The sequence below is a fragment of the Blautia sp. HCP3S3_H10_2 genome (assembly GCF_052122375.1).
Classification (GTDB): Bacteria; Bacillota; Clostridia; order Lachnospirales; family Lachnospiraceae; genus Blautia_A.
This window is the reverse complement of the sequence record NZ_JBQKCL010000010.1, coordinates 12,977-39,071: the sequence shown is the minus strand read 5'-3', so window position 1 is coordinate 39,071 and position 26,095 is coordinate 12,977. Positions and strand designations below refer to the sequence as shown.

26 protein-coding genes and 4 pseudogenes are annotated in these 26,095 nt (G+C 40.6%); 25 read left to right on the top strand and 5 right to left on the bottom strand.

Annotation, left to right across the window (positions count from 1 at the left end; genetic code table 11):
- Position 1 precedes the first annotated feature (1 nt).
- The 9 genes and pseudogenes from ACTQWB_RS12055 (at position 2) to ACTQWB_RS12015 (ending at position 9,603) form a co-directional block, all read left to right on the top strand.
- Positions 2-280, top strand: coding sequence for a hypothetical protein (locus ACTQWB_RS12055; RefSeq protein ID WP_441501894.1), 279 nt, complete (start codon positions 2-4; stop codon positions 278-280).
- Between the two features lie 50 nt (positions 281-330).
- Positions 331-1,146, top strand: a complete 816-nt coding sequence (locus ACTQWB_RS12050; protein ID WP_441501893.1) for a PD-(D/E)XK nuclease family transposase — start codon at positions 331-333, stop codon at positions 1,144-1,146.
- 316 nt (positions 1,147-1,462) lie between these two features.
- Positions 1,463-2,392, top strand: a complete 930-nt coding sequence (locus ACTQWB_RS12045; RefSeq protein ID WP_441501892.1) for a HEPN domain-containing protein — start codon at positions 1,463-1,465, stop codon at positions 2,390-2,392.
- A 1,213-nt stretch (positions 2,393-3,605) separates the two neighbouring features.
- Positions 3,606-4,110, top strand: a pseudogene (gene tnpA, locus ACTQWB_RS12040) (IS200/IS605 family transposase).
- Positions 4,111-4,346: 236 nt separating this feature from the next.
- A complete protein-coding gene (locus ACTQWB_RS12035; protein ID WP_441501891.1) occupies positions 4,347-5,273 on the top strand; it encodes a nucleoside 2-deoxyribosyltransferase in 927 nt (308 codons plus the stop codon).
- A 61-nt stretch (positions 5,274-5,334) separates the two neighbouring features.
- The gene (locus ACTQWB_RS12030) at positions 5,335-6,204 is read left to right on the top strand and encodes a KilA-N domain-containing protein (RefSeq protein ID WP_441501890.1); all 870 of its coding nucleotides are present in this window, start codon (positions 5,335-5,337) and stop codon (positions 6,202-6,204) included.
- Positions 6,205-6,353: 149 nt separating this feature from the next.
- Positions 6,354-7,094, top strand: a complete 741-nt coding sequence (locus ACTQWB_RS12025) for a hypothetical protein (protein ID WP_441501889.1) — start codon at positions 6,354-6,356, stop codon at positions 7,092-7,094.
- Positions 7,094-8,071 (top strand): hypothetical protein, encoded by a 978-nt coding sequence (locus ACTQWB_RS12020; RefSeq protein ID WP_441501888.1) that lies wholly within the window; start codon positions 7,094-7,096, stop codon positions 8,069-8,071. The genes ACTQWB_RS12025 and ACTQWB_RS12020 overlap by 1 nt, the downstream gene beginning before the upstream one ends.
- Positions 8,072-8,358: 287 nt before the next feature.
- A complete protein-coding gene (locus ACTQWB_RS12015) occupies positions 8,359-9,603 on the top strand; it encodes an IS256 family transposase (protein WP_441501887.1) in 1,245 nt (414 codons plus the stop codon).
- Between the two features lie 180 nt (positions 9,604-9,783).
- Here the strand turns inward: ACTQWB_RS12015 and ACTQWB_RS12010 are convergent, their stop codons facing one another.
- A complete protein-coding gene (locus ACTQWB_RS12010; protein ID WP_441501886.1) occupies positions 9,784-10,116 on the bottom strand; it encodes a helix-turn-helix domain-containing protein in 333 nt (110 codons plus the stop codon).
- A 363-nt stretch (positions 10,117-10,479) separates the two neighbouring features.
- On the opposite strand from ACTQWB_RS12010, the pseudogene ACTQWB_RS12005 reads away from it, so the two are divergent.
- A pseudogene (locus ACTQWB_RS12005) lies at positions 10,480-10,560 on the top strand (DUF6783 domain-containing protein); the annotation flags it as partial.
- Here ACTQWB_RS12005 and ACTQWB_RS12000 read toward each other — a convergent pair.
- On the bottom strand, positions 10,540-10,605 hold the full coding sequence (locus tag ACTQWB_RS12000) for a hypothetical protein (RefSeq protein WP_441501963.1): 66 nt from the start codon (positions 10,603-10,605) through the stop codon (positions 10,540-10,542). The pseudogene ACTQWB_RS12005 and the gene ACTQWB_RS12000 overlap by 21 nt on opposite strands.
- Positions 10,606-10,846: 241 nt before the next feature.
- Here ACTQWB_RS12000 and ACTQWB_RS11995 point away from each other — a divergent pair, with 241 nt between their 5' ends.
- Positions 10,847-11,815: a DUF3878 family protein gene (locus ACTQWB_RS11995; protein ID WP_441501885.1), complete on the top strand. Its 969-nt coding sequence runs from the start codon at positions 10,847-10,849 to the stop codon at positions 11,813-11,815.
- Between the two features lie 33 nt (positions 11,816-11,848).
- Here ACTQWB_RS11995 and ACTQWB_RS11990 read toward each other — a convergent pair.
- A pseudogene (locus ACTQWB_RS11990) lies at positions 11,849-12,043 on the bottom strand (DUF6783 domain-containing protein).
- Here ACTQWB_RS11990 and ACTQWB_RS11985 point away from each other — a divergent pair.
- The 8 genes and pseudogenes from ACTQWB_RS11985 to ACTQWB_RS11950 form a co-directional block, all read left to right on the top strand.
- Positions 11,984-12,160, top strand: a pseudogene (locus ACTQWB_RS11985) (DUF6783 domain-containing protein); the annotation flags it as partial. The pseudogenes ACTQWB_RS11990 and ACTQWB_RS11985 overlap by 60 nt on opposite strands.
- Positions 12,139-13,659 (top strand): C69 family dipeptidase, encoded by a 1,521-nt coding sequence (locus ACTQWB_RS11980; RefSeq protein WP_441501884.1) that lies wholly within the window; start codon positions 12,139-12,141, stop codon positions 13,657-13,659. The pseudogene ACTQWB_RS11985 and the gene ACTQWB_RS11980, both read left to right, overlap by 22 nt.
- 113 nt (positions 13,660-13,772) lie before the next feature.
- Positions 13,773-14,129 (top strand): Hpt domain-containing protein, encoded by a 357-nt coding sequence (locus ACTQWB_RS11975; protein WP_441501883.1) that lies wholly within the window; start codon positions 13,773-13,775, stop codon positions 14,127-14,129.
- A 43-nt stretch (positions 14,130-14,172) separates the two neighbouring features.
- A complete protein-coding gene (locus ACTQWB_RS11970) occupies positions 14,173-14,871 on the top strand; it encodes an AzlC family ABC transporter permease (protein WP_441501882.1) in 699 nt (232 codons plus the stop codon).
- 2 nt (positions 14,872-14,873) lie between these two features.
- Entirely contained in the window at positions 14,874-15,197 is a 324-nt protein-coding gene (locus tag ACTQWB_RS11965) for a branched-chain amino acid transporter permease (RefSeq protein WP_441501962.1), read from the top strand.
- Positions 15,198-15,756: 559 nt separating this feature from the next.
- Positions 15,757-16,935, top strand: coding sequence for a trans-sulfuration enzyme family protein (locus tag ACTQWB_RS11960; protein WP_441501881.1), 1,179 nt, complete (start codon positions 15,757-15,759; stop codon positions 16,933-16,935).
- Positions 16,916-18,091 carry a MalY/PatB family protein gene (locus ACTQWB_RS11955; protein WP_441501880.1) on the top strand — a complete coding sequence of 392 codons (1,176 nt, stop codon included), beginning with the start codon at positions 16,916-16,918 and terminating at the stop codon, positions 18,089-18,091. The genes ACTQWB_RS11960 and ACTQWB_RS11955 overlap by 20 nt, the downstream gene beginning before the upstream one ends.
- 23 nt (positions 18,092-18,114) lie before the next feature.
- Positions 18,115-18,723, top strand: a complete 609-nt coding sequence (locus ACTQWB_RS11950; protein ID WP_441501961.1) for a DUF4317 family protein — start codon at positions 18,115-18,117, stop codon at positions 18,721-18,723.
- 191 nt (positions 18,724-18,914) lie between these two features.
- On the opposite strand, the gene ACTQWB_RS11945 is transcribed toward ACTQWB_RS11950, so the two are convergent.
- Together ACTQWB_RS11945 and ACTQWB_RS11940 are read right to left on the bottom strand one after the other, a co-directional pair.
- Positions 18,915-19,361 (bottom strand): HD domain-containing protein, encoded by a 447-nt coding sequence (locus ACTQWB_RS11945; RefSeq protein WP_441501879.1) that lies wholly within the window; start codon positions 19,359-19,361, stop codon positions 18,915-18,917.
- Between the two features lie 3 nt (positions 19,362-19,364).
- Positions 19,365-20,129 (bottom strand): hypothetical protein, encoded by a 765-nt coding sequence (locus ACTQWB_RS11940; protein ID WP_441501878.1) that lies wholly within the window; start codon positions 20,127-20,129, stop codon positions 19,365-19,367.
- A gap of 505 nt (positions 20,130-20,634) precedes the next feature.
- Between ACTQWB_RS11940 and ACTQWB_RS11935 the strand changes: the two genes are divergently transcribed.
- The 6 genes from ACTQWB_RS11935 to ACTQWB_RS11910 all read left to right on the top strand — a co-directional run bounded on the left by ACTQWB_RS11935 (position 20,635) and on the right by ACTQWB_RS11910 (position 25,934).
- Positions 20,635-21,804 (top strand): glycosyltransferase family protein, encoded by a 1,170-nt coding sequence (locus ACTQWB_RS11935; protein ID WP_441501877.1) that lies wholly within the window; start codon positions 20,635-20,637, stop codon positions 21,802-21,804.
- On the top strand, positions 21,792-22,520 hold the full coding sequence (locus tag ACTQWB_RS11930; RefSeq protein WP_441501876.1) for a glycosyltransferase family 2 protein: 729 nt from the start codon (positions 21,792-21,794) through the stop codon (positions 22,518-22,520). Before ACTQWB_RS11935 ends, ACTQWB_RS11930 begins: the two co-directional genes overlap by 13 nt.
- On the top strand, positions 22,517-22,951 hold the full coding sequence (locus ACTQWB_RS11925; protein WP_441501875.1) for a DUF2304 domain-containing protein: 435 nt from the start codon (positions 22,517-22,519) through the stop codon (positions 22,949-22,951). Before ACTQWB_RS11930 ends, ACTQWB_RS11925 begins: the two co-directional genes overlap by 4 nt.
- 54 nt (positions 22,952-23,005) lie before the next feature.
- Positions 23,006-23,836, top strand: coding sequence for a glycosyltransferase family A protein (locus ACTQWB_RS11920; RefSeq protein ID WP_441501874.1), 831 nt, complete (start codon positions 23,006-23,008; stop codon positions 23,834-23,836).
- Positions 23,837-23,957: 121 nt separating this feature from the next.
- Positions 23,958-24,935: a glycosyltransferase family 8 protein gene (locus tag ACTQWB_RS11915; protein WP_441501873.1), complete on the top strand. Its 978-nt coding sequence runs from the start codon at positions 23,958-23,960 to the stop codon at positions 24,933-24,935.
- Positions 24,936-24,980: 45 nt separating this feature from the next.
- Positions 24,981-25,934, top strand: a complete 954-nt coding sequence (locus ACTQWB_RS11910) for a glycosyltransferase family 2 protein (RefSeq protein ID WP_441501872.1) — start codon at positions 24,981-24,983, stop codon at positions 25,932-25,934.
- The last annotated feature ends 161 nt before the right edge of the window (positions 25,935-26,095 follow it).

Genomic DNA, 26,095 nt, shown 5'->3' with positions numbered 1-26,095 from the left:
AATGCAGATTGTGATGAAGGAGATCGCTGAACAGATGCTGTTCGGCGATTTTTCTATGACTGAGGATAGTTATAAAGAGATGAAAGCAGATTATCTTGCGTTTATCATTACAATGGTAGATATTCTTAATGGAGCAGCTTATCTGTTTGAGCAGGTGCCAAGGACAGACAACAGATACTGGAAGGAACAGCAGGAAATTCAGGAGTACAGTGAAGCACTTAAAAAGGAAATTGCAAATAACATGGATAAAAATGATGAGAAAGGACGTATGAAAAATTAGTTGTAGAAAGCAAAAATAATAGCTATAATAAAGAAAAGAAGGTGAGAAAAATGCAGGTATTAAATCTGGAAGAAAAGAATACGGAACGTATGGATGCTATTAACAAGTTTACATTGATGGATGATACGTTTATGACGCAGGTTTTTTCAGGCGATTTAGAGTGTACAGAAGAACTTTTGAGAATAATATTAAAGAGAAATGATTTGTCTGTGACAAAATCGGTTACACAGCTGACAATAGGAAATCTATTTGGACGGTCTGTGAGACTGGATATTTATGCCAATGATGCAACTGGAAAACAATATGATATTGAAGTACAGCAGGATGATAGTGGAGCAGTTCCAGAACGAGCCAGACTTAACAGTGCATTATTTGATTCAAGACTTACCACATCAGGAGAAAAATATAAAGAAATGCCGGAGACATACATTATATTTATTACATCTAATGATGTTTTGAAGGGAGGACTTCCGGTATATACAATAGAGAGAACGATACAAGAAACAGGAGAACTGTTTGAGGATAAGGCACATATTGTTTATGTGAATGGTTCTTACAGAGGAAATGATGAAGTTGGATGGCTGATGCATGATTTCAACTGTAAAGATTATCGTAAAATGCACAATCCTAAGATCGCAGAGAGAGTTCGATATTTTAAGGAAGAGCCGAAAGGAGTGACTGAAATGTGTGAAACAATGCAGAAAATTGTAGACAGAGAGCGTGATGACGCTGATGTTAAAGCAAGGATGGATATAGCACTGACATTATGGTCAGACGGCGAGCATGATCTTGATAAAATCTCAAGAACTACAAAATTGTCAATAGAGCAGGTTAGAAGAGCGATAACGGTTGTTCAGCCGGCTTAAGGATAAGATATAGTAAAATTGTCATGGTTAGGATTGTTAATTGGAGCTTTAGCATGTTGCTCTGTCATATATTCTCAAAAGATTAATGGTAACGTTCAACTGAAATTTACATTATCTGGAGGTGCAATTATGGCAATGATTACAACTATAAAAAGCATTATGGTGGGCAACAGAGATTTCGGGAATTTAGCAAGCATATGCAGGAGCAGTGTGAAAAACGAAGATTAACAAGACATGAGAACTCTGGAAGGTTCGACTCCTTCAATTCCCATGGGGCTGTTAAACAGCCCCTTTTTGAATGATATGAGGATAATATATGGAAAAATTAGCAAAGTGTAAAAATGTAACAGGTACATATAGAAATGATAGTATAATCTTGGGTGGTCCACATGTAATTGAATTTAAAACGAGTGACAATAGATTTTCTATTACAATAGAACAATTTGGCTATCGAAAGATTGTAATTAAGGCCTTGGAGGATATTTCTATATTCGAGTTGTATGGGGAACTTTCAAAAATCGAAAGATTGCTAATGATATTTGATGGTCAGTTTATAAATTTGGAAAGCTTAGACTTTACAGATTCATCAGATACAGAGGAAAATACATTGAAAAGCAGCAGTATCAATTTAATGAATCAAAGATTGACGTATTTTAAATCTGCTGATATGGTAAGCTACAAGTCTGATAAATTACTTGAATTTGATGAAGTGCTTAATGCAGAAGTGTATGAAAAATGGAAACAGTTACTTGGAGAACTGGATATAGCACATCAAATATATTTGTATGCTATGGGAGATACCAAAATGCCAGTGGATGTTAAATGTGCTTTTTTAACTGAATTGACTGAACCGTTAGTAGAAGTATTAAAGGTTTATACGGAGTTGTTTTCTGATTTGAATCCGGGAGAACGGGGAACAAATTTACGGAAATGCTTAGAGGCGTTGATTGAAGAATACGGTATAGATATTTTTGAAAAAGAGATAAAAACAAATAAAGATAAATTTTTATCTGTAATGATAGATAGTCGTGTCCGAATAATGCACATAAAAAGAAATCGAAAAAATTTGTATTTCAATGGTAATGAATCTATTCTCTACATATTGAAGTTGAGCTTATTGTATCGCAAGATTTTGTTAGATATTATAGGTGTTGAGAAGCAGATATATACGGATAAATTACAAAAGTGCGTATCAAGGCTTAATGGGTGGAATGATACATTAGATAAATTACTTCTAAAGTTATAAGAGCTGGGATCCTCTGGTTCTACAACAGCATCGTGGTTCTGCATTGGTTCTAAAAAATTTTGAAACGAGATGTAGAGCAGAACAAAATTAAAAATAGTAGTAAATCTGACGTCCGCATGCAATCAATTTTACACCATGTAACAGAGAATGGAGTAGAGTTTGAATAATCCACATGTTAATCAGCACCCACCATTAGCGTGTAATTAGTAAAAATAAGTACTCTGAGAAACATTGGAGTCCTGAATTTACATAGTAGATTCAGGGCTCTTTTTTTGTTGCCTGAACCCCGGTTATCTCAGATTGACAAGGTTGCTGCATATAGCCAGACAAGGAGATCTCGGAGCTATTCCAGAGCTACCCGGAATCACCCCGGGACACCCCGAAATCCCAGCAAATATGCGGGTTTCAACGGACTTCCGGCAGATCTTAAAGGGGCTAAAAGGGGGATCAAAAGGAGAGGAAAACGAGGCGAGAAGCTGAGGGGAAAAGAGCTGAATCAGACATAGTAGGTAGGAAAAATTGAATACGAAAATATACCAACAAAGCATCCGTCTGTTGAGAAGGAACAGGATAACGGGTTTTACAAAAAAGACGCTAATGCTGTTTGCTGATTAACACCACATATCACAGGGCAAAGGCTTTTATTCAGTTTCAGGGCAAAAGTATCATCCTGTGAAAACATGAAAAATAAGTTAGAATAAAGAATGACCTTGATGGTCTGGAGTTTCCAGACTGTCAGGGTCTTTTTTCTTATCAAAAGTCTGTTTGTAGCCGATTGGCAGCAGTTTTTGAAGATTCTGAAAGTAGAGAAAAGCCTTATTTTAAGGGCTTTTAGAGGTGCTAAAAGCGACATAAAATTTGAATTTTATGAGGAAACCTGAAATCAGAGAAAAACAAAATCTGAGGAAAGGAGAAGTCAAAGGGTATTGGTTTCAGGAAGGAAAGTTTCATGATTTTTGATGAAGATTTGTACATCAAGAGAATGGAAACTTTGCCCAAAAACAGGATAAAATAGATTGCCCTTTGATACTATGTTAATCAGCCCCCACCATTAGCGTGCATTTAGCAAAAATAAGTACTCTGAGAAACAAATAAACCACCTGCTGTGCGGGGGGGGGGGTGAAATTGCTTTAGCGTTGCGTGAAAAACCTCCAATGGTACAATAAGAACAGGTTCGCCAACCGTTTTTATTAACCGAAGGAGGCAGTTCAAAATGAACAATCATAGTTTATCACATACAACGTGGAATTGTAAGTATCATATAGTATTTGCACCAAAATATAGAAGAAAAATTATATTCGAAGAATTGAAGCAGGATATAGCAAATATTTTAAGCATGCTGTGCAAACGTAAAGAAGTTCATATTATCGAAGCAGAAATTTGTCCAGATCATGTTCATATGCTGGTTGAAATTCCACCGAAAATGAGTGTATCGGATTTTGTAGGATATTTAAAAGGAAAAAGTATACTTATGATATTTGAAAGACATGCAAATCTAGGATATAAGTATGGAAATCGCCATTTTGGTGTAGAGGATTCTATGTAGATACAGTGGGTAAAATGCAAAGAAGATTGAAGAATATATTCGAAATCAATTACAGAAAGATTTGGAATATGATCAGATGTCTTTAAAAGAGTACATTGACCCGTTTGCGGGTGAGCCAGTAAACAAAAGCAACAAGAAAAAAGTAAGTCCAAGGGACTTTGCAAGTAACTGATGTTGCGGCTGGCGAGCCTTTTCGATGAGTCTTTAGACTCTAGCGCCGGAAACGAGCCCTTATAGGGCGGAGAACAAACCACCAGCTTAGCCGGTGGTTATGATTTACTTTTTTTAATAGTATAGATTTTTAACAATATACAAGAATGACAAGAATTTGAACAAGAATACAAGAAAATGCTTGACTCTAAGATATTGCAGAGGTATTATTAAAGCAAATTAGGAGGGGGCAAAGATATGACAATGAGTTCGACAATACAAGAAGTTGTATTAGATTTTTTATCAGATAAACAAGAACATAGCGTGCAGGACATTAAGCATTATCTTCAAGAACAAGGAGTTTGTGATTATACAGAGGGGCAATTTGCAGGCTCTTTGAATACTTTAATGAGAAATGGATCAATAAAAAAAGTGGACAGAGGTGTATATTCTATAAAATTAAGGAGTGAGGATATGAAAAAATGTTTTGTAGTATCACCAATAGGTGATGAAGGGAGTGAAATAAGAAAACGGGCGAATCAAATGTTCAAATATATTATCGCACCTGTATGTGAGGAAACTGGATTTGAACCTATAAGAGTGGACAAGTTAAATCAACCAGATTCAATAACCCAAACTATTATAGATTACTTATTACAATCAGAACTTGTAATTGCGGATATTACAGGACATAATCCGAACGCTTTTTATGAGATGGGTTACAGAGCTTCAACTGGAAAACCAATTATCCATTTGAAATGTAAAAATGAAAGGATTCCCTTTGATATAGCTGGAATCAGAGCATTTGATTATGATCTTAGTGACTTGGATTCGGTTGAAGAGATTAAATCTAGGTTAATTAAGACAATAGGAGCATTATCATTTGATATGCAATCAGAACAAAATAATGAAGAAGGTTTAAATACTAAGGAGATGAATGGGGATATATCCCGATTGATTCCAATTTTATATGAAATTCAGGACGATATATCCCAATTAAAAAAGGAAATTCATAATAAGGATACAGAAACAATACAAGCGGTTGTTAAGGCTGCAACGCCACCTGTGCCTATGGAGGATTCCAATACGGCAATAATGAAAGCAGTTCTTCCCGAGCTGTTAAGAAATCCCAATTCAATGAAAACATTGATAGAATTAAGTGAGTTAGGGAATAAAAAGAAGTAAGAGATAATAGAAACATGATATATTGGCATTTTTAAAGATGATACCAATAAAGGGGAGCTATATGAAAAACATGAAAATAGATGCCAATGGAACAGAGATCAGAGTAATGGGCGATGTTGTTAATGAAGATGCTTATATTTCGCTCACAGATATTGCAAAATATAAAAATCCGGACAATGCTTTTATCGTGGTGGCAAACTGGATGCGTAATCATTCTACAATTTCGTTTCTGGGCTTGTGGGAACAAATCCATAATCCCAATTTTAAACCTATCGAATTCGATAGGTTTAAAGCAGAGTCAGGAGATAATGCATTTACACTGACACCGCAGCAGTGGATAAAAGCAACGAATGCAATCGGTATCATATCAAAATCAGGTCGATATGGTGGTACTTATGCTCATACGGACATTGCTTTTGAATTTGCTTCTTGGATTTCACCAGAATTTAAGCTGTATATTATCAAGGATTATCAGCGATTAAAGAAAAATGAAGCAGAACGTTTAGCGATTGGATGGGATGTAAAGAGAGAACTTTCAAAAATAAACTATCGTATTCATACGGATGCGGTGAAGGAATTTTTGATTACACCAACATTATCCCCTCAGGAAATGGCATATACATATGCTTCTGAAGCGGACATTTTAAATATGGCTTTGTTTGGAAAAACAGCATCACAATGGAGAAGCGAAAAAGGAATAAAGGGGAAGATTCCAAATATCAGAGATTTTGCTTCAGCGGAAGAATTGGTTGTTCTTATCAATCTGGAAGATACGAATGCAGATTTGATAAGACAAGAAGTGCCTAAAATTGAAAGATTAAAAATATTAAGAGAAAAAGCGTACAGGCAATTAGAACTTTTAAGAAAGAACCAAGATACAATTGAGATATTAAAGAAAAATCTTATTGAAGATGTAGAAACCAATAGTTGATTTCCTAAGCAAAGTTGCCTATAATTTGAATCGAAACATATTGCTATTATCCGCAGATACAGAGATTACGGATATGCCTGACCATATGATTCATTTGAATACGAATAAGCTTTTGGAATTGAGAAAGTGATGTAAAGGACTTTTGGGAAATGAAGATACTCGATTTTATCGAAAAAACGGAATTAAGTGAAAAAAATGAATGTGAAAAAGCAAAACTTCTTTGTTATTTTTATTATAAAGAGAATTCGGAAACACTGTTTTCTATGTCATTAATTTCTGATTTGTTTGTACAGTGTGGATTCAATGTCCCCAACAGTTCAAGATTAAAAAACAAATTAATTAAGGGAAAAGAGAAAGCATTTTCTATTTCTAAAGAAAAAACTACTACAATAGAATTTGTTCCCGCAATTTTGCAAAGCATAGAAAGGGATTACGCAAGGTTATGGCAAGATGATATTACTATAGAATCAAGTAGTGAAATAATTGATGAACAGAAATTTGTAGGGAAGCGAGGATATTTAGATCAGTTAATTCGTCAGATAAATCATTCCTACGCAAATAATTGCTATGACGCTACAGCAGTTTTGATGCGAAGATTGTTTGAAGTTTTGCTTGTTTTGTCATATCAAAATTTCGGGATAGATGCTCAGATTAAAGATTCCACTGGGAATGGATATCTTATGCTTGATGGCATAGTTAAGAACGCTAAAAATAATCAAACATTAAAACTTTCACGAATAAAAAACGAATTCGATACATTTCGTATGGTCGGCAATTTTTCCGCACACAATATTACATATACTGCGGGAAAGAAAGACATAGATGATATCAGACTAAACTATCGGGTTATGCTCGAGGAGTTATATAGTAAGGCGGGGTTAACAACATAATGGGAGAAAAATCAGAAATTCGTGTAAAATTTGAAATTGGTGAAATCAAATTCGAAGCAGAAGGATCTGCAGATTTAGTTGAAAGGGAAAGAAGTATTTTTAATAATACTCTTTTGCCAGCCGCAATTGACGCAATAGTACGCACACGTAGTGCGACACAAAATGAATATATAGAAGCTCAAGCTCCACAGCCGCGGGCTATTTTGACAACGACTAATACAGATGCTTTGCCAGAGCAAGCTGAGGTAAATTCAACGACAGATTTTTCAAGAATAAGCCTTGCTTCTTTTGCAAAGTCAAAAGGAGCAGATGCACACTATGATTTTATTATCTGTGCTGTTTATTTTAATGAGAAGCGAAGTGGTATTTCATCATTTTCCTCTGCTACTCTTAAAGACCTGTATTCCGAAGCCAAAAGGCCTTTGCCAAATAATCTAAGTATGTCATTAAGCGAGTTGGTCAAAAAAGGGTTAATTATGGAAGACATATCTGCGAAAGGTCTAACTCCCAGAATGTATGTTTTAACATTAAAGGGCGAAGAATTTATTAAAAATATGCATCCAACAGAAACTAAAGAAAAGAAAATGTCATCTAAACCTCGGAAACAGCGTCAAAAGGTAGAATCTCCATATTCTACAATCAATTGTGACGATTTGCACTTAGATCAGTATCCAGAAGTAAAATCGTTTAAAGACTTTAAAGAAAAGATGATGCTTATTCTTTATATCATCACTAATGAGGGAAAAGGTGAATGGTTTACAACGATAGATGTTCTTTGCCTTATGACGGATATTTTTGGCGAATCAGCGACCAAGAATCAGGTTGAAGGTGTCTTTAAACGAGAAAAAAGATGGTTTAAGTGTGAAAATATTGAAGGAGGCAATAAATTGGTACATAGAAGGCTACTTAACGAAGCAAAATCTTTTGCACAATCGTTAGGAATGGACATGGAATTAGAAAAGAGGATTATTGAGTAGCCTGATTTGGATAAAAGCTGCTTATAATTTAAGTCAGAGTATATAGCTATTATCCACAGTTACGGAGCGAGTGTTATCAATACCGATAACAAAATGATAACATCAGCCCATATAGGCAGGATAATATGGATAAATCAAATAATTGAAGGAAAAGTGAACAAGGCAACAAATAATCTCTAAACAAAATTGATTAGTGATTGCCGAGAGCCTGTGAAAAAAACTCTGTAAATTCAACACAACAAAGGTCTTCTATGATAAAATATTAAAATCATAGGAGGCCTTTTATTATGGCAAACAGAAAGAAAGAAGTTTACAAACCAAAACCAATGACGGAAGGAAAGCGAAATCTTATTCAAGGATTACTTCAGGAGTATGATATCCAATCTGCGGAGGATATTCAGGATGCATTAAAAGATCTTCTTTCTGGAACAATTCAAGATATGCTTGAAACAGAAATGGATAACCATCTTGGCTATGAGCGTTATGAAAGATCCGGTGAGCCTAATTACCGTAATGGTAAAAAGTCTAAGACTGTTCGGAGTAAATATGGTGAATTTGAAGTAGATGTTCCGCAGGATCGTCAAAGCTCCTTTGAACCGCAGGTACTTCCTAAGCGCCAGAAAGACATTTCTTCGATTGATGACAAGATCATTGCCATGTATGCAAAGGGAATGACTACCAGGCAGATTTCAGAGACTATAGAGGATATCTATGGATTTGAAGTCAGTGAGGGTATGATATCTGATATCACAGATAAACTTCTCCCACGAATTGAAGAATGGCAAAACCGCCCGTTATCACCCGTATATCCAATCGTTTTCATTGATGCAGTACATTTTTCTGTACGTGATGACGGTGTGATCAGAAAGCTTGCCGCATATGTTGTCCTTGGAATTAATGAAGATGGCAAGAAAGAAGTCCTGAGCATTGTTGTCGGGGAAAATGAAAGCAGTAAGTATTGGCTGTCTGTGCTGAATAGTTTAAAGAATCGAGGTGTCCAGGACATCCTCATTCTCTGTTCTGATGGATTGACTGGAATTAAAGATGCAATCTCTGCTGCATTCCCAAAAACAGAACAGCAGAGATGCATTGTGCATATGGTAAGAAATACCCTTAAATATGTCGCTAACAAAGATATGAAAGCTTTTGCGAAAGATCTGAAAACAATTTATACTGCGGCAAACGAAGAAGCAGCCAGAAAGCAGTTAGAGACTGTAACCAAGAAATGGTCTGTACAATATCCAAGTGCCATGAACCGCTGGCATGATAACTGGGATGCAGTCTCTCCAATCTTCAAATTTTCCAAGGACGTGCGTACGGCCTTTTATATCACGAATGCCATTGAATCACTGAATTCCTGCTATCGTAGATTAAACAAGCAAAGAAGCGTATTTCCGAGTTCACAAGCACTGATGAAAGCGTTATACCTAGGAACTTTTGAGATCGCAAAAAAATGGACAATGCCGATCCGCAACTGGGGTAAAGTACGTGGTGAACTGGAAATCATGTATCCTGATCGGATGATAATATAGTTCAAAATAGAATGTCAAGAATAAATATACATCCAGATTTTGCTGGGTGCTCTTGACATACCAGCTTATTTTTGCTATTAAATAGACAACGGCTTAACAGCAGAAAGTGCCGTCAAGCCGTCTAAATTATCATAGAAGATCTCAATTTACAGAAAAAATTTCACACCGTCATCTCAAAAATCAATCCTCATCCATCCAGACCTTCATAGTCTTCAGAAGCTTCTGTTTCTCAGGAACTTCCATTTTATGTACCTGTTCGGAAATCTCGCGGTCAAGGGCGGTTTCGCGGTATTCGGAATCAATTCTGCCGATCAGGGAATCAAGGGAGATGTTCAGCAGCCGTGCGTAATAGATCAGGATACGCAGGGACATGGCGGTACGGTTGTTCTCCACGTTACTGATGTAACCAGGAGTTACATTCAGGGCCTTGGCAACTTCAGCCTGGGTCAGTTTCATTTTGATTCGCAATTCTTTCATTCTGGATCCTAAGTTCTCGTAATCAATCTGGTTCATAATTCTTTCTCCAATCTTTCTAACAGGAGCCAGCAGATGGCTAATCCTGTATATTCACGTGACATGTCCTGTACAATAGCCATAAACGTGCAGCCAGCATGCGCGGATTTATTGGTTATCGGCAGGTTAGATTTAGAGCTTTTACGTGCCCTAAATAGTTCAGCAACTGCTTTATGCCAGAGCTTGTTGCTACAGTCTCTGCAACAGCCATTTCCCTGTTCAGAGTATTCTTTATTCATAGTATAAAGTATATAGAAAATATATGAAAAATGTAAGCTGTAAATTGTATGCTATCTATTTTATTGCTATATAGTTGCTGCGTAGTGATATCATTATTTTGAGGTAACTGTTTAGAGCTAGAGCGTGCCCCAAAATCATTTCTGCAATCTGCACGTCCCACTTTGCGGTATATTTTGCCTTCTTTCAGTGGTTGTAGCCCGCTACGCCTTCCTCAATCGGACAAAATCTCCCACAAATTGTGACGTACATCTTGCAGAAAGCCTTTTGGGGGGCACGCTCTAATCTCCAAAATGCATTGTATTTCGGTCTTGAACAGTTACATTTTGACAATTTTTCCAGATACTCATATAATAATTTACTATGACAGCCAGCGATTGCGGGATCACCAAAGGCGCGTAGCAATCGATTTTCATTCATGGTAATGTCTGCGTGCGCGGACATATCTGTTTAAAAAAAGGCTATTGATGTCAGATGAAAAAGGAGGTGCTTTATGCTGGATACATTTGAAATGCTGGAGGAGCTTCTGGAGCAAGAACAGTTCGAACTTCTCGATTTTTCATCAAAAGAAGCTTCCGGAGATATCCGTCTTGTATATCTGATGAATGATGCAGTGGAAAGCTTTCTCATTTTCCAGAATGCAAGTCTTACAGGCAATTATCTGGAGAATTATGAAGGCTCGCTGAAAGCCTCCTTAAGCCAGGAAGAAGAGAAATATATACTGGTGGTCTGGCAGGGAGACAACGTAGTCACCCTGTTCTTTGAAGACCTGGATCTGGAAATCCATCTTTACAATTATGGGGAAATCGGGCATTTCTGGGTGCCGGGATATGAGTATCTCAGACAGCTGGAATACCGGATTGCCATAGCCAGGGATAAGCTGGAGTATCTGGGGAAAGAAGCTTGCACCCAGGAAGAGCAGGAACTGGTGCAGCTGGCAGATTTTCCACCGCTGAATTATTGCTGCTATCCGGCGGTGCCCCAGAAATATATTGTACCAAAGGAAGAGCCCTGGGTGCCTTCCGCCGCAGCATTTCAGGTTATGGAAAAACTGATAGAAGAAGCCGGGGACCGTTCCCTGGCCCGCTTGTTGCATATTTATAAAAAGTTTCCATATCCTCTGGCTGCTCAGGTTTTTGCATGGGCGCTGCACAGAAACCGCCATGCCCGGGTAATCGATCTTCTTACGGAAAAAATCAAAAATGTGGCAGCTACATATCCAAACCGTTCTTTCGGCGAAGAAAAAGACAGGCAGTTGAACCACCTGTTGTCAAAAGCCGGAAAATTGCAGGAAAAACTGGCTCAGGATGGAGTACATGCAGAAGTATTAAGGGAAGAACCCTTTACAATAGCCAGGGACAGTCTGGATTTCCAGGTGTTCCTCATGATCTGGAAAAAAGGCTGGATCAACCGGAAAGTAGAAATAAAACGGCTGGAAGAAAAATGTGTGGAAGAAAAATAGAAGATCCTGTATTCCATAATTGGATAGTTTGTGCTAACATAAATCTGAGCATATTGGAAAACGATTCCTGTGGAAAAACGTTTTCCAACATGTGCTAGAGCGTGCCCCAAAAATCATTCCTGCAATCTGCACGCCCCACTTTGCGGTATATTTTGCCCTCTTTCAGTCAGCGTAGCCCGCTACGCTTCCCTCAATCGGACAAAATCTCCCACAAATTGTGACGCACATCTTGCAGAAAGCCTTTTGGGGGCACACTCTAGAGCGTGTCTGAAAATTCAGTCGGCTATTCATGTATTGCAGCAGAACTTTAGGAGGAAATTAAAATGCCTTGTACAACAATTTTAGTAGGAAAAAAAGCATCTTATGACGGATCCACCATGATCGCAAGAAATGACGATTCAGGCTCCGGACACTATACACCAAAGAAATTCGTGGTGGTTCACCCGGATGAGCAGCCGCGCAAATATAAATCTGTAATCTCACATGTGGAGATAGAACTTCCGGATGATCCGATGCGTTACACTTCTGTACCCAATGCGGTAGAGGGTGAGGGAATCTGGGCTGCAAGTGGTGTGAATGCGGCAAATGTAGGAATGACTGCTACAGAGACGATCACATCTAATCCCCGTGTGCTTGGTGCAGATCCGCTGGTAGTTTACCAGCCGGCAGAAGATGGCAGGGAAGAGATACCGGGAGGAATCGGAGAAGAGGATATCGTATCCATCGTCCTTCCTTATATTCACAGCGCCCGTGAGGGAGTGGTCCGCCTTGGCAGCCTTCTGGAAAAATATGGAACTTATGAGATGAATGGAATTGCCTTTCAGGATCAGGATGAAATCTGGTGGCTGGAGACCATTGGCGGACATCACTGGATTGCCAGAAAAGTGCCGGATGATGTTTATGTGGTAATGCCGAACCAGCTTGGAATTGATCAGTTTGATCTGGAAAAAGCCCTTGCAGATCAGGACAAATACCAGTGCACACAGCAGGAATATGCAGATCTGGAATACATGTGCTCAGCTGATATGAAGGAATTTATTACCAGAAACCATCTGGATCTTTCCCAGAATGGTGTGCTGAATCCAAGAGATGCCTTCGGAAGTCATGACGATGCAGATCATGTTTATAATACCCCACGTGCCTGGTTCATGCTGCGCACCCTGAATCCGAAGACAAAAATCTGGGACGGTGCAAATGCAGAGTTCACCCCGTATTCCGACGACCTTCCATGGTGCATGGTTCCGGAAAAGAAGGTGACAGTGGAAGATGTGAAATACGTGCTGTCCTCCCATTATCAGGGAACACCTTATGATCCATATGCTTCTTATGGTGACAAATCCAGAAATGGAGCATTCCGTTCCATCGGTGTAAACCGTACGGATTTCCTGTCCGTGATCCAGATGCGGCCTGGCATGGAAAGTGACTGTGGCATTCTGGAATGGGTAGCGTTTGCTTCCAATGCATTTAACGTGCTGGTACCATTTTATGCAACTGTCGATACCACCCCAGATTATCTTTCTGGCACGGACAAAGAAGTCAGCACAGATAATTTCTACTGGGTAAGCCGTATGATCGGTGCCATGGCAGATGCCTCTTACAGAAGTTCTGTTTTCCATATTGAGCGCTATCAGGAGAGCGTAATGGCAAAAGGCCACCAGCTGATCAACAAGTATGATGCACTTCTGGAGAAAGAGGAAGACGGAACTAAGAGAATGGCACTTCGCCAGGAAGCAAACCAGGTAATTGCCGATATGCTGAAAAAAGAAGCCTCAGACACACTGGGAAAAGTGCTCTATGAGCTTAGTAACCAGATGAAAAATTCATATTCCAGATCAGACGCATAAATATAGATCAGACGCATAAATGTGTGGACAAATCCCTTTTGATTTACTATAATAAAGTGCATAAAATAAGTGCATGAAAAAGTGATGCGGAACAAAGGATTAAGGAGGCTGGAATGACAGTTAAAGAATGCTATGAGAAAGTCGGTTCAGACTATGATGGAGTTCTGAAAAGACTGGGAAGCGAAGCTCTTGTGAAGAGATTTGCAGTGAAATTCCTGAACGATCCGAGTTTTCAGGATCTGACAGACGGGCTTGCAGCACAGGATGGAGAGAAAGCATTCCGTGCAGCACATACACTGAAAGGTGTCTGCCTGAATCTTGGATTTACCGGACTGTATAAGGTAAGCGCAGAGCTGACCGAGGTGCTCAGAGGAAGAGAGACTGCAGGGAGCGACGAGCTTTACCAGCAGGTGAAAGAGCAGTACATCATCCTGACAGATGCAATTAAAGAATTAGCTTCAGAGAGCTGAGGGGAAAACCTTCAGCTCTTTGCTGTGAGAGGGAAATACCGACATGAAGAAAAAAGCATTTAAAGCAGCATTACCCTACACACTTCCAATCTGTGTTGGATTTTTATTTCTTGGAATGTCCTACGGCTTCATGATGAGAAGCAAGGGCTTTTCTTTTTTATACCCATTGTTTATGAGTATGTTTATCTTTGCGGGCTCCATGGAATTTGTTACGGCGAACCTGCTATTATCTGCATTTAATCCGCTGTATGCCTTTTTGCTGGCACTGATGGTAAATGCCAGGCATTTGTTCTATGGGATTTCCATGCTGGAGAAATACAAAAATACAGGAATTAAGAAACTGTATCTGATCTATGGAATGTGCGACGAGACATTCTCTGTAAACTGTACAGTAGATCCTCCGGAAGACGTTGACAAGGGATGGTTTATGTTTTTCGTAACCCTGCTGAATCAGATCTACTGGGTTGGCGGGGCAACAGCCGGAGCGCTTCTGGGCTACGTGATTCATTTTGATACCACAGGAATTGAATTTGTTATGACTGCACTTTTCGTGGTAATGTTTCTGAACCAGTGGGAAGAGGCGAAGGACCACAGGCCTGCCCTGGTAGGACTTGGCTGTTCCACTCTTTGCCTGCTCCTTTTTGGAAGCAGTTATTTCATCATTCCGGCAATGGTTTCCATCATTGTATGCTTTGAAATCCAGCGCAGAATGGAAATGAAAAAGGAGGCGGAAAAATCATGACAATGACAACAGCACAAAGTATTATTATCATTGCCTGTGTGGTTCTGGGAACAATGGTAACCCGTTTTCTGCCTTTTCTTATATTTCCAGAGGGAAAAGAACCGCTGGAGTTTATCTGTCATCTGGGAAAAGTGCTGCCTTATGCAGTGATCGGGCTTCTGATCGTATATTGCCTGAAGGATGTGCCTGGAAGTGGGACTTACGGACTTCCGGAGGCGATTGCGATTCTGTTTATTGTGCTTTTACATAAGTGGAAAAAGAATACGTTGCTGAGTATTGGCGGGGGAACGGTTCTGTATATGATTCTGGTGCAGATGGTGTTCTAGAATTGCTATTTTGTGTGTTAAAAGTCCTTCAGTAGGGACGCATTCGGACAATGGAGATTGCTCACTCGCTGGCGCAACGCTACAATGAACTGATCGCTAACTACGACTAATGCGTTCGGGAGAGCCCTCACGCATAAGTCTTCGTAAGCGCTGGATTTCATCTACGCTAAGAACGCGCCTGAAATGGCTCGCTAGAGCAATCTCCATTGCCCGAACGCTGTGTACTGGCTAAAACTGGTATATAGGAACTTTTATCTGGAGGGGGCTTCGTGTGTTGGTTTCCCTATAATTTGTTGGCAACGATAGTTTTTGAAATTTCCCCTTGCCAGACCGCGTCCGGGAATCGACACTCAGCACATTAAATTGCAATAACTCAAATCTAACATATCCAATCAGATATAGCAAAATCCTATAACGAACTCTAGGTAAAATGAATTATACAAAATTAACATGTCTTGTTATGATATACCCAGACGAAAAAACTGCAGGGTACGCTTAGACGGAGACCAGAGTGTGCATCCCGCAGCTGAATATGTGAGACATATCTGGAGGAAAAATCATGGCAAGAGGAATCAATACAAAGTGTTTACATTTAGAAGAAGAGGAAGGCTGTTGTAACAATTACGGATCTATCAGTTTTCCTATTTATCAGACTGCGACATATGAGCATCCGGCTGTCGGACAGAGCACAGGGTTTGACTACAGCAGACTGCAGAATCCCACAAGGGAGCATCTGGAAAAAATCGTAGCTACCCTGGAAAACGGAATTGATGCGCTGGCATTTTCCACAGGAATGGCAGCGATTACCCTGGCAATGGAGTTGTTTAAACCAGGAGACCACCTGATCGTTGATGCAGACCTGTACGGTGGAAGCATCCGCCTTTTTGACAACGTTTCCACGAAAAACGGGCTTCAGTTTTCCCGCATTGACTGCTGGAAAGAGGATGTGGAAAGCTATGTAAATGAAAACACAAAAGCAATTTATATTGAGACTCCTACCAATCCCATGATGAATGTTACTGATATAGCAGCACTTGCAGAAATTGCAAAGCGGCATAACCTCCTTCTTATTGTAGATAATACATTTTTATCTCCTTATTTCCAGAATCCACTGGATCTGGGAGCGGATATTGTAGTTCACAGCGGAACGAAATTCCTGGGTGGACATAACGACACCCTGGCTGGGTTCCTGGTAACGAACCGGGAAGATATTAGTGGGAAACTTCGTTTCCTTATCAAGACCACCGGTTCCGGCCTGGCTCCTTTTGACAGCTGGCTGATCCTGCGTGGAATCAAAACCCTTGGTATCCGCATGGAGCGGGCTCAGAAGAATGCGTTCCAGATTGCGGAATGGCTGAAAAAGCAGAAAGCAGTGACCAGGGTGATCTATCCGGGACTTCCGGAACATCCAGGTCATGAAATTATGAAAAAACAGGCCAGAGGCTTCGGCTCCATGCTTACTTTCCAGCTGGAGAGCAAGGAATTTGCCCTTTCCATTCTGGAAAAAGTAAGAATGATCAAGTTTGCAGAAAGTCTTGGCGGTGTGGAAACTTTGATTACTTATCCGACGACACAGACACATGCAGATGTGCCGAAGGAAATCCGGGAGCGCAATGGAATCACAGAAGCGACTCTACGCCTTTCTGTAGGAATTGAGGATGCGCAGGATCTTCTGGATGAATTTGAAAAAGTATTTGCAGAAACAGAGGAAGAATTACATGGCAGAAAGAAATCTTGATTTTGACAAAGTAATAAATAGAAGAAACACCCGGTGCCTGAAATATGATTTTGCGGTAAAAAGGGGAAAACCGGCAGATGTACTGCCGCTCTGGGTTGCAGACATGGATTTTGAGACCTCATCCTATATTGAAGATGCTCTGGTCGAACGTGCCAAAGAGGGAATCTTCGGATACAGTGAAGTGCAGACCCCTTATTTCGATATTGTGGCAAACTGGATGAAAAATCACCACGACTGGGATATCCAGGAGGACTGGCTGATCAAAACACCAGGAGTTGTTTTTGCATTAGCTATGGCGGTAAAAGCCTATACACAGCCAGGCGACAGTGTGCTGATCCAGCTTCCGGTCTATTATCCTTTTTCAGAGGTAATCCAGGACAATGGCAGGAAAGTAGTGAGCAGCAATCTTTACCAGGGTGAGGACAACCGGTACCATATTGACTTCCAGGATTTTGAGAAGAAGATCACAGAGGAAAATGTGAAGCTGTTTTTCCTGTGCAATCCTCATAATCCTGTGGGAAGAGTGTGGAGCAAAGAAGAACTGGAGAAGCTGGGCGACATCTGTGTGAAGCATGGCGTGACCGTGGTAAGCGATGAGATTCACCAGGATTTTGTTTTCAAGGGAAAACATCAGGTCTTTGCCGGAATTAAAAAGGAGTTTCAGGATAATTCCATTACCTGTACCTCTCCAAGCAAGACCTTTAATCTTGCCAGCATGATGATCTCCAATATTTTTATTCCCAATCCGCAGCTTCGTGAGAAATTCCAGAAGCAGCTGGATGCGGCTGGAATCAGTCAGCTTGGTGTCCTTGGCCTGGTGGCAACAGAGGCTGCCTATTCCAAGGGAGAAGAATGGTATCAGGCAATGCATGCCTATGTAGAGGCGAATATTGAGTATACCAAAGAATATGTGGAGAAAAATCTTCCGGGAGTGACGATGACAGATCTGGAAGGTACTTATCTGGTATGGCTGGATTTTCGTGGAACCGGGCTTGATGTAGAAGAATTGGAAGATCTGATCATTAATAAAGCTGGTCTCTGGCTGGACAGCGGTAAGATTTTCGGAAAAGCCGGGGAAGGCTTCCAGAGAATCAATGTGGCATGTCCACGGGCGACTTTGACAGAGGCATTGGAGAGGATCCGTAAGGCTTTATGACAAACAAAATAAATCGAGAAGATATGCTGGCACTGACCAGAAGAATGAATGTTTCCCGGAATTCCTTTACCCGGATCGCCGGGTGCTACGTGGATAAAGATGGAGATTTTGATGGCAGCTTTAACGTGAACTTTCTGAAGCTTTCAAATGGGGAAAAAAAGAAAAACATTGAGCTTGCCAAGGCAGTGCCCTTTGCAAAGACCAATGTAAATCTGAAGCGATATGAATTTGCTGACGAAGACAGAAGACCGGGAACCATCTGGCAGCTTCTTATGGCAATCCGGGAATGTGGATTAAAGAACGATGCGTTAATGGACAGTTTCTACGACCTTGTAATGGAGCATTATAAAAGCCGGCGTCCATACGCTGTTTATGTTTTTCACGACCGTTATGACATCCCTGCCAAGGCAGCAGATAAAGAAAGGTTGTGGGAATCAGAAGCGGTTTTCGAATATCTGATCTGTGTGATCTGTCCTCTTGCAGAAGAATATGAACCCGGGGCTCCAGAGTGTGGATTTCTTTTCCCGGCATACACAGACGGCGGGGCGGACCTGAATCATGTAGCCGTGTTCCAGGCAGATGCAGACAGACCCCATCTGGAGATGGTGAGAGATATTCTGCGGGTGAAGTAGGCGCGAATAGAGCGTAACCAGAGCTAAACTTCAAAATGACAAGTACGAAATGTCAATGAATACTGTAAACAAAAGACATAAAGAAAAATATAAAGAAAAACCATAATATATCGATTGAAATGAAATACCAAGGATACATTATGGTTTTTACTTATTTGTGGCAACTCATATTTTCGCAGGTTTGCTACAACTCATATTTCTTCATACTCCCGTATGATCTCTTTTGCAGCGGCATATTTCGCTCGCCAATGCTCCAACTGTGCCGGGTCCGGAGTCGTAGAAGAAAGCCGTGTTTCATCCGTATTATGCGCAATATCTGCAATCTTTACCCTCCGTGCCAGTGGGTTTTCGCAAAGCCGGCGGACATACGCCAGATAATCTTCTGCCGGATCGTGGGTCAGTAAAAGAACTGCCCGGGTGATCTCTTCTGGAAATTCTTTCTCCAGTTCCTGAATGGTAAGAGAAGTATCCTCCAAAACATCATGAAGCAGGGCGATACAGGTAGTGACTTCATCCGTCATCTGTTCCGCAAGGTGAACCGGGTGGAAGATATAAGGAACCCCACTCTGGTCACATTGCCCCATATGTGCTTCATATGCTATTTTCATCGCTTTTATGGTTAAAGGAGTATAGACCATGGTTTATTCTGCAGGTGCAGCCTCCGTGTCGGTGTTTAATGGGGTAAAAGCCGCCAGGATTTCATCTGCTTCTGTAGTCGTATCTGTGGTGTAGGATAAAATAATGGAGACAAACTTTCCTCCCTGTTTACGAGTGCAGTATTTCTGAAGAACTTCATAGTCATTGACTGTCACACTTGTTTCCATAACCTGGAAGTCCTGTCCGCCAATCTGGGCCTCTGTAATATCGGAATACGAATAACCCATTCCAGTAGCGTCCAGCATCTGCTGTGCAGCCAGAAAATATTGATCGACAGTCATATTCTCCATAGCAGCGTCCTCAACTACCAGGGAGACATTGGGAAAACCAGAGATAGAGGATGCCATCATCTCATAAACCGTACCGGACAAAGCGTCTTCGCCAAGCTCCACCCCAGAGGATTCCTCAAGGGTACTCTGCCCCTGCTGCATAACAGACTGAAGCTCTTCCTCAGTGTTCATGACAACTGTTTCCGGTGGAGTGAATTTCAGATTCAGCCATTCACTCTGGAAATCAGTGTCTGAGATGGTGCCTTTTTCGTAAGGGGTATCAGCAGCGGACTCGGTGGCAGTATCTGAACTCTCGGCAGCGGATTCGCTGGCAGCACCTGAATTCCCGGCTGCGTTATCAGAAGCAGCATCTGCCTGGGCGGTCTGCTCAGTACTTTCTGCAAGAGCTGGAACAACGGAAATGCTGCAAAGGGAAAGCGCCAGGGCTGCTGGTATTAATAAACTATTTTTTCTTCGCATGAATTGGTATCCTCCTGGAAAGTTATATGTTCAGAGAAAAGAACTCTGACATTTCTGATGAAAGGAACATAGAAGTAAATTATTTTACTGATATGAGTTGATTATAGCAAATTCCTCTTTCTTTTCCTAGTGATAAAAGTGAGAAAAAACAGAAAAATATTTGTAACTGTTCAGAGCCAACCTCCAAAATGCTTTGCATTTCGTCGGTGTGACGTATCCGCCAAATGGATTTTGGTACAAAAGTGTTCGTTCATGCAAGCATGACTCACACTTTTGTACCAAAATCCGCTTGGCTCTGAACAGTTACAAATATGGTGAAAAAGCTTGAATTATGATTTGTAAATGGGACGGTTGCGTTTCATGAATGATTTCGCTATAATAATAGAAGCAATTATTGCAGCGATTCAGAGCCAGCCTTCCAAATGTTACGCATTTCATCGACGTGCATATCTGCCGGATGGGCCGCATGGTTCTGAAGCGTTACTATTATATGAGGAGTAAGCACATGGGCTTTTTTCATACATTGAAACAAAAGATACGCAGTCTGGTTCCTGTAAGCCGCACCTATATGGATAATAAGCTCCGGGAATTGGAGAAAGCGAATAAACAGCAGGTGAAAATTCTTACAGAATTACAGAAGAATACGGCGCAGGAACTGAAGGATTACATTGCGAATGAATTCAGCCGCCGTGAGGATTGGGCGAAACGGGCAGTTCAGATCCAGCAGGATGCGAAAGATCGCCCGATCTGGGTGATCAAGTGTCCGGCACCAGAAGGAGAGAAGAAGGTACGATGGGGCGATTATGCCTATGCCGTAGCTTTGAAGCGTTATCTTGACCGCATGGGGAAATACGCCATAATCGATCTGCATGAGGACTGGGACTGTGAAGTAAATGCAGATGTGGTTCTGGTGCTTCGGGGCAGGGAATTTTACCGGCCAGACCGGCGGAATACCAAGTGCCTTTACATTATGTGGAACATCAGCCATCCGGAGATGGTTACGGAAGAAGAATATAAACTTTATGATATTATCTGCGTAGGTTCTCTTCATTATGCAAAGGAGCTGCAGCAGAAACTGGATATTCCGGTGTATCCCCTTCTTCAATGTACTGATACCGAGTTATTTTACCCTGATAAAGAAGCGGAAGTGAATCGTGGGAAAGATTATCTGTTTATCGGAAATTCCCGGGGTGTGGCGCGCCCCTGTGTTTTGTGGGCTGCCAAGGACAAGCTTCCTCTGAAAATCTGGGGAGCAGGCTGGAAAGCCATGCTAGGACCGGATAAGAGTATGGTGCAGGATGTTTTTATCGAAAACAGCGAAATTCCTGCACTATATAGAAGTGCTAAGGTGACCTTGAACGATCACTGGAAAGATATGCTGGACTACCAGTTTGTAAATAACCGTATTTTTGATGCCCTGGCATGTGGCTTGCCGGTGATTTCCGACTGCTGTGATGAACTGCGGGAAATTTTTCCGGATGCAGTGCTGTATTACAGCAACAAAGAAGAATTTGAAGACTGCGTGAAAAGAATCGAGACGGATTATGACGCAGTGAAAGCAAAAGTAGATGCCCAGTGGCCGATGATAAAGGAAAAGTATTCCTTTGAGGCGAGAGCGAAGGAACTGGTGGAGATTGTGGAGAAATACAGAACGGAGAATTCATGGCTTCAATAAAAACAATATCGAAAATTTTGATCATAATTCCAGCCTATAATGAAGCTGGCTGTATCGAGCAGGTGGTAGATAACCTGGAAAAAAATTATCCACAGTATGATTATGTGGTGATTAACGATGGCTCTACTGATGATACTCGTAAGATCTGCGCCCGCCGTGGCTATAACTTTATGGATCTGCCTGTAAACACCGGTCTTTCCGGTGCAATCAAAAGCGGCATGCGTTATGCCAATTACTATGGCTATGATTATGTATTACAGCTGGATGGTGATGGCCAGCATGATCCCAAATACATAGAAGATATGATCACCGAGATGGAAAGAACCGGCTGTGATATTGTGATCGGTTCCAGATTTAAGACCCAGAGGAAACCGTTTAATTCCAGGATGATCGGGAGCCAGCTGCTTACATATGCAATTATGGTAACGACTGGTGGAAAATATATTGGAGATGTAACCTCTGGAATGCGCCTTTTTAATAAGCGTATGATTAAGCGGTTCGGTTATGATATCAATTACAGTCCGGAACCGGATACTCTGGCATACCTGTTAAATTGTGGTGTGAAAATAGAGGAAGTGCAGGTGGAAATGCACGAACGGATTGCGGGAACCAGTTATCTGGACTTTAAGAATTCCATCTGGTATATGATGAAAATGTTTTTTTCTATTTTTATCTTCCAGTGGGTGCGCAAACGTGAGAAAGGAGACCAGAAATGAGTGATACACTGAAAGCCTTACTTGTTGTTGCCTCTATTTTGACGGTAGCCTGGATCCTTCGTAAGATACGAAAAAATAAGGTTAAAATGGAAGATGCTATTTTCTGGATTTTCTTTGCGGGTATTTTACTGATACTGGCTATTTTTCCAGAAATATCATATAAATTGTGTCAGATATTCGGAATTATGTCACCGAGTAACCTGGTATTTCTGGTAATCATATTCCTTTTGGTAGAGAAAATATTTACTTTATCTATTATTGTTTCCCAGCTGGAAGATAAGATTGGTGTATTGTCTGCTGAAGTGGCGCTCCGCTCTAAGGCTGAAAATAGAAAAATAGATAAAGTGGATGAAAAGGAAAACCTGCTGGAGCAGGGGGAAATAGAAAAACAGGAAATTCAGGAAGAAATTGGAATGAGAGAAAGCCGGTAGCTTTCTATATGCTTTAAAGTCTTTTAAAACATGCTTTAATGGAAATGAGAGAATATGAAGCAGGAATTTATCAATAATAAAATAAATAAAAAAGTGGAGAACACGGTTCATACATTTGTTGTCTGTGCTTATGGCGAGAGCCCCTACCTGGAAGACTGCATACAGTCTCTTTGTAATCAGAGAACAATCAGTAAAATACTGATCGCAACATCGACTCCAAATGAGTATATACTTGGCATTGGTGAAAAATATGGAATCCAGGTTCTGGTAAATCATGGAGAAAAGGGGCTGGCAGGAGACTGGAATTTCGCATACCGCTGTGCCAATACGCCTCTGGTAACCCTTGCCCATCAGGATGACAGATATTACGAAAACTATACAGAGGATGTTCTGGCAGCAGCAAAAAAATGCCGTTATCCTCTTATTATATTTACAGATTATAATGAACTTCGAAATGGAAGGACCGTAACTACGAATCAGCTTTTGAGGGTAAAACGTCTCATGCTGAGTCCTTTGAAGCTGTCTGTATTCTGGAAAAACAGATTTGTGAGACGGAGAATCCTTTCCATGGGATCTGCGATCTGTTGTCCGGCAGTAACCCTTGCAAAGGAGAATCTGGGCGATTTTTGCTTTAAAAATAATATGAAGAGTAATATTGACTGGCAGGCATGGGAGGAGCTTTCCAGAAAAAAAGGAGAATTTGCTTATACTGCAAAAGCCGGAATGGAGCACAGAATCCATCAGGAGTCTACCACTTCGGAGCTGATTGAGAAGAAGGGAAGAAAAGAAGAGGATCTGTACATGTTCCGGAAATTCTGGCCGGGATGGGCGGCAGCTCTGATTGAGAAGGCATATCAGAGAAGTGAGAAATCGAATGAAGTATGAGTGGTAAAAGTAATCAAGGGCTTTAGCTTTCGCTAAGGCTTTTTTCTATGGAAATGAGGCTTTTATAATTACATATTCTGCGGTATAATAAAATGGAATATACATTCGAAAGAGGAACTCTATGAATATCGTATACATAGCAACAGATTCCTATATTTCATTACTTGGAATTTCCATTAATTCCATTTTGATGAATCGTAAAAACGGGGAAAAAGTAAATTTATATATTTGTTCGCCAGATTTGACCAGTGAGCATAAGACACAGCTGTCTGATCTGGTGACTGTCTGTGGTGGAAATATTCATTATATTGATATTTCAGATTACGCAGAACATTTTCATTTTCAATTTGATACTTCCGGATTTCATCCTATTGTTTTGGCACGGCTTTTTCTGACATCTTATCTGCCAGAGGATGTGGACAAGGTTTTATATCTGGATTGCGATGTGATTGTAAATGGAAACATCTGGGAGCTGGAAAAGGTGAATCTTCAGGATAAGGCATTTGGGGCAGTACCAGAGCTATGCATGCCCAAGAAGCAGAAAGCAGAGATTGGTCTCGGGGAAAAGGACACATATTTTAACTGCGGCGTTATGCTGATCAATCTGGATTACTGGCGGGAAAAAAGACTTTCGGAAAGTTTCCTGGAGTATTTTATAAAGCAGAATGGTATGCTTCTTTATAATGACCAGGATATTTTGAATCATTGCTGCAAAGACAGAATTCAGAAACTATCACATACTTACAACTATAATCCGGCCCTGTATTATTTTCCGCGTTATTTTATCCGAAGTTATCAGCCAGAGTATTATTGCGCGAGTGCAAAGGAGTACGAAGACATACGCCAGAAACCGGTTCTGATACATTTCATGGGGGAAGAACGTCCTTGGGTTCATGGAAACTACAGTCCGTATAGAACAGTATATGAAAAATATAAATTGAATTCGCCCTGGAAGGATATGCCACTGATCTATGGAAAAGAAAAGGTACTTTTCTGCTACCATATACTAAATTGCATAACAAAAATCTTTCCCTGGTTCCGCAAATGGTTCACCCGGTTAATTGGGATATATTATTATCAGCTGGTGAAAAAATCATAGTGACTTATAGAGAATGAACGCAAAAGACAAGAGAACAGGTGCAAAATGGTACATATATTATTATCTACGTATAATGGAGAAAAATATATTATAGAGCAGCTGGAGAGTATTTTCAGCCAGACTTACCAGGAAATCCGGCTTTTCATACGGGATGATGGCTCTACGGATGCAACCGTTGAAAAAATACAACAATACTTTAGGCAATTCCCGGAGTATGCATCCAGAACAAACTGGGTTCCTAATGAAAAAAAAGAGAATCTTGGTTACATGCAAAGCTTTTGGAAATTATTAGAATCAGCTGGTGGGGCAGACTACTATGCCTTTTGTGATCAGGACGATGTCTGGCTTTCTCAAAAGGTTGAGAGAGGGGTTCTGGCATTGCAAAAAGAATGCGAAAATACCAGGGAGACTCCTGAAATTGCGGCAGAACTGCCACTGTTATATTTCTCCAATTTTTATCAGTGCAATGAAGACCTCAGTATAAAAAAAGAAGGAATGGTGTATCCGGGTCCTGTCAAATTCGAAAATGTTCTTTTTTATACACCAGCTTTTGGCTTTAGTATTCTGATCAATGAGAAATTGAGACAACTTGTCCTTGGTCCCTTTGATCATACCGGCCTGCCCCACGATGGATGGGTACAGAAAACAGCGGCAGCATTCGGCAGAATTGTTTATGACCCTGTGTGCACAGCATATTACAGAAGACATGAAAGTGCCGTCACTGCCAGCAATGCAAGTAAAACGTCTCTTATAAGAAACTGGCTGAAAAACGAGATCTTTGGGGAGTCAATGAAAGAGACACATGATGTATTGGAACGCTTTTATCAGATATATGGTAGTAAGATGAATGAAGCGGACAGGAAACTGTTGGAAGTATATGCGACAAGGAAGAAAAGTCTAAATATTTGGTGTCGAAGAGTTTGTTATAGAGAAGAGTTGCGCCCTTCTATTGGAGGACGGATGGCTCTTAGAGTATGTTTTTGGCTGAATCGGTATTAAAACCGTAGTTTTGGGAAATCTGGAATTCTTGCTTTTTAAATATAGATATGATAGTATTGCAGTTGATTTTTGATATGTTGTATTCATTACGGATTACGTTGTTTGTGCAAGCAATAACGCTTTGGAAACGGCAATCGGATATATCAAGGTAGGAGTATATA

Coding starts and splice junctions, on each gene's coding strand:
- ACTQWB_RS12055 (WP_441501894.1), top strand. CDS start 2: ATGCAGATTGTGATGAAGGAGATCGCTGAACAGATGCTGTTCGGCGAT.
- ACTQWB_RS12050 (WP_441501893.1), top strand. CDS start 331: ATGCAGGTATTAAATCTGGAAGAAAAGAATACGGAACGTATGGATGCT.
- ACTQWB_RS12045 (WP_441501892.1), top strand. CDS start 1,463: ATGGAAAAATTAGCAAAGTGTAAAAATGTAACAGGTACATATAGAAAT.
- ACTQWB_RS12035 (WP_441501891.1), top strand. CDS start 4,347: ATGACAATGAGTTCGACAATACAAGAAGTTGTATTAGATTTTTTATCA.
- ACTQWB_RS12030 (WP_441501890.1), top strand. CDS start 5,335: ATGAAAAACATGAAAATAGATGCCAATGGAACAGAGATCAGAGTAATG.
- ACTQWB_RS12025 (WP_441501889.1), top strand. CDS start 6,354: ATGAAGATACTCGATTTTATCGAAAAAACGGAATTAAGTGAAAAAAAT.
- ACTQWB_RS12020 (WP_441501888.1), top strand. CDS start 7,094: ATGGGAGAAAAATCAGAAATTCGTGTAAAATTTGAAATTGGTGAAATC.
- ACTQWB_RS12015 (WP_441501887.1), top strand. CDS start 8,359: ATGGCAAACAGAAAGAAAGAAGTTTACAAACCAAAACCAATGACGGAA.
- ACTQWB_RS12010 (WP_441501886.1), bottom strand. CDS start 10,116: ATGAACCAGATTGATTACGAGAACTTAGGATCCAGAATGAAAGAATTG.
- ACTQWB_RS11995 (WP_441501885.1), top strand. CDS start 10,847: ATGCTGGATACATTTGAAATGCTGGAGGAGCTTCTGGAGCAAGAACAG.
- ACTQWB_RS11980 (WP_441501884.1), top strand. CDS start 12,139: ATGCCTTGTACAACAATTTTAGTAGGAAAAAAAGCATCTTATGACGGA.
- ACTQWB_RS11975 (WP_441501883.1), top strand. CDS start 13,773: ATGACAGTTAAAGAATGCTATGAGAAAGTCGGTTCAGACTATGATGGA.
- ACTQWB_RS11970 (WP_441501882.1), top strand. CDS start 14,173: ATGAAGAAAAAAGCATTTAAAGCAGCATTACCCTACACACTTCCAATC.
- ACTQWB_RS11965 (WP_441501962.1), top strand. CDS start 14,874: ATGACAACAGCACAAAGTATTATTATCATTGCCTGTGTGGTTCTGGGA.
- ACTQWB_RS11960 (WP_441501881.1), top strand. CDS start 15,757: ATGGCAAGAGGAATCAATACAAAGTGTTTACATTTAGAAGAAGAGGAA.
- ACTQWB_RS11955 (WP_441501880.1), top strand. CDS start 16,916: ATGGCAGAAAGAAATCTTGATTTTGACAAAGTAATAAATAGAAGAAAC.
- ACTQWB_RS11950 (WP_441501961.1), top strand. CDS start 18,115: ATGCTGGCACTGACCAGAAGAATGAATGTTTCCCGGAATTCCTTTACC.
- ACTQWB_RS11945 (WP_441501879.1), bottom strand. CDS start 19,361: ATGGTCTATACTCCTTTAACCATAAAAGCGATGAAAATAGCATATGAA.
- ACTQWB_RS11940 (WP_441501878.1), bottom strand. CDS start 20,129: ATGCGAAGAAAAAATAGTTTATTAATACCAGCAGCCCTGGCGCTTTCC.
- ACTQWB_RS11935 (WP_441501877.1), top strand. CDS start 20,635: ATGGGCTTTTTTCATACATTGAAACAAAAGATACGCAGTCTGGTTCCT.
- ACTQWB_RS11930 (WP_441501876.1), top strand. CDS start 21,792: ATGGCTTCAATAAAAACAATATCGAAAATTTTGATCATAATTCCAGCC.
- ACTQWB_RS11925 (WP_441501875.1), top strand. CDS start 22,517: ATGAGTGATACACTGAAAGCCTTACTTGTTGTTGCCTCTATTTTGACG.
- ACTQWB_RS11920 (WP_441501874.1), top strand. CDS start 23,006: ATGAAGCAGGAATTTATCAATAATAAAATAAATAAAAAAGTGGAGAAC.
- ACTQWB_RS11915 (WP_441501873.1), top strand. CDS start 23,958: ATGAATATCGTATACATAGCAACAGATTCCTATATTTCATTACTTGGA.
- ACTQWB_RS11910 (WP_441501872.1), top strand. CDS start 24,981: ATGGTACATATATTATTATCTACGTATAATGGAGAAAAATATATTATA.